General features: G+C 42.3%; 1 protein-coding gene. It reads right to left on the bottom strand.

The genetic code is table 11. From position 1 onward, the window contains the following. The coding region (gene priA / locus ACOVO2_RS08200; protein ID WP_421769492.1) for a replication restart helicase PriA at positions 1-2390 on the bottom strand (2390 nt) is incomplete at its 3' end. Positions 2391-2400: the final 10 nt, after the last annotated feature.

Genomic DNA, 2400 nt, shown 5'->3' on the forward strand with positions numbered 1-2400 from the left:
ATGTTGAGTTTATCTTTTTCGAGTTTTAGCAAAATATCAAACAAAAACTTATTTCTTACTCGCTCAACCATACCTTTTTCGGGGCCGAGTACACGAGCTTTGCCGAGTTTTTCGAGCAATTTATTGGCCAACCAATGAGCAGCTTTTTCGGCTTTGTCTTGTTCTTCGTGCTTTACGGTTATCGAAATCACACGAGTAAAAGGCGGATAAAAATACCCTTCTCGCTCCTTGATTTCATCATTATAATAACCCATATAATCGTTCGCCACAACTTTGTGTAGCAAACTTTGTTGCGTATTATTGGTCTGAATCAGCACCAAACCTTTTTTCTCACGTCGGCCTGCACGCCCGCTCACCTGCGTAAGCATCTGAAAAGCCCTTTCAGCCGCCCGAAAATCAGGAAAATGAATCATGCGGTCGGCATCAAAAATTCCAACCAAACTCACTCGGTCGAAGTCCAGACCTTTACTAATCATCTGCGTTCCGACCAAAATATCGGTATTTCCTTGCTCAAACTCCCCAAGAATTGTCTGATAAGCATTTTTTGTGCGAGTCGTATCCAAATCCATGCGTTGTACTCGTGCCGCTGGATACATAATTCGGAGGTCATCTTCGAGCTTTTCAGTCCCAAAACCCACCGTTCGGATTTTCCCCGAACCACAAGCTGGACAAGCCCTCGGAATTTCCTCTTTATGTCCGCAATAGTGGCAACGCAATTCTTTCGAGTCGAGGTGGTAAGTCAAACTCACCGCACATTGCTCACATTCACCAATCCAATTACATTCTTGGCAATTCAAATACGGCGAATAACCACGTCGGTTTTGGAAAATGATTGTCTGCTCGCCAATGGCCAAATTATGTTCAATATGCTGGCACAAAGTTCCCGAAAAATCATTTTTCATGGTTTTTGCCTTGCGTTCAGCTTTTAAATCAATCAGTTGAATATCAGGCAACTGTGCATTTCCGTAGCGTTGGTTGAGCGTAACCAAACCATATTTGCCAGTAGAAGCCTGATAATAACTTTCGAGTGAGGGCGTGGCCGAACCCAACAAGATTTTTGCACCTTGTTTTAGCCCCAGCATAATGCCTACATCACGGGCGTGGTAGCGTGGTGCGGGGTCATATTGTTTATACGAACTTTCGTGTTCTTCATCAATAATCACCAAGCCCAAATTGTCCATCGGCAAGAAAACCGCCGAACGCACACCTACCACAAACTGGTAGCGTCCTTCAAGCACACCTTTCCAAACCTCAACTCGTTCATTGTCCGAAAATTTAGAGTGATACACACCCATTTTATCACCAAAAACTCGCTTCATACGCACCACAATTTGGGTCGTAAGGGCAATTTCGGGCAATAAAAATAATACTTGCGAGCCACCTTCAAGCACTTGTTGAATCAAATCAATATAAATCTCAGTTTTTCCACTACCCGTAATTCCGTGCAGTAAAACGATGTCTTTTTCTTGAAAATTCGATAAAATCTCGTTGCTGGCTTGCTGTTGGGCTTCGGTCAGCTCGATTTTAACTGGCTCAGTTGGCATATCATCGCCAAAACGAGAAACCACGATTTCAAACTGCTCCAAAACTCCTTTTTCAATCAATTTATGGAGCGAAGAATCGGAAGTTTCGCCTTGTGTAAAAAACGATTTATCAACTCCAAACTGATTGCGTTCACGCAGTTGGTGCATCGGAATCTGGCGTAAATATTCCAACACAACCGTTTGTTGTTTGGCATTTTTGGCCAACGAATCAATCAAATTAGCCACTTCTTCACTGCCTTCGTAAACCCTTTTTAGACGAATCTTTTTAGCAATTTTTGGCTTATATTTTTCCTTAACTTCCTCATACATAATAATTGCGTGCTTACCAATCAACGACTTTATCATGGCATTGATGTTGGTTTCGCCCACAAATTTCAAGGCATCATCATAAGTTAACGAAGCATGGTTTTTCAGAATCTCCAAAAACTCAATTTCGTTTTCTTCCAAAAGCTCAGGATGGTCAAAGTCAGGATTGAGTTGAATCCTCGATTGGCTCGTAACTTTCAAACCCGACGGCACGGCCACATTCATCACTTCGCCCACGCAACACATATAATAATCGGCAATCCAATCGAATAGCCAAAGTTGTTGCTTCGTGATAAGTGGCTCTGTATCAAGTAGTTCGAGAATATATTTTGCTTGGTATTTTGCTGGAGGTGTTTCGTGAATCCGTCCGACAACCGCCGTCACGACCCGATTTTTGCCGAATTCAACAATGACCCTCGCTCCGATTTTTATCTCATCAACAAAATTTCTCGGTATCCGATACGTAAACATTCGTGGAATCGGCACGGGCAAAATTACATCAGCAAAATATGTTGTTTCAACAGAAAAAAGACCTTCCATTTGGAATTAA

The organism is Emticicia sp. (assembly GCF_049241225.1).
GTDB lineage: Bacteria > Bacteroidota > Bacteroidia > Cytophagales > Spirosomataceae > Emticicia.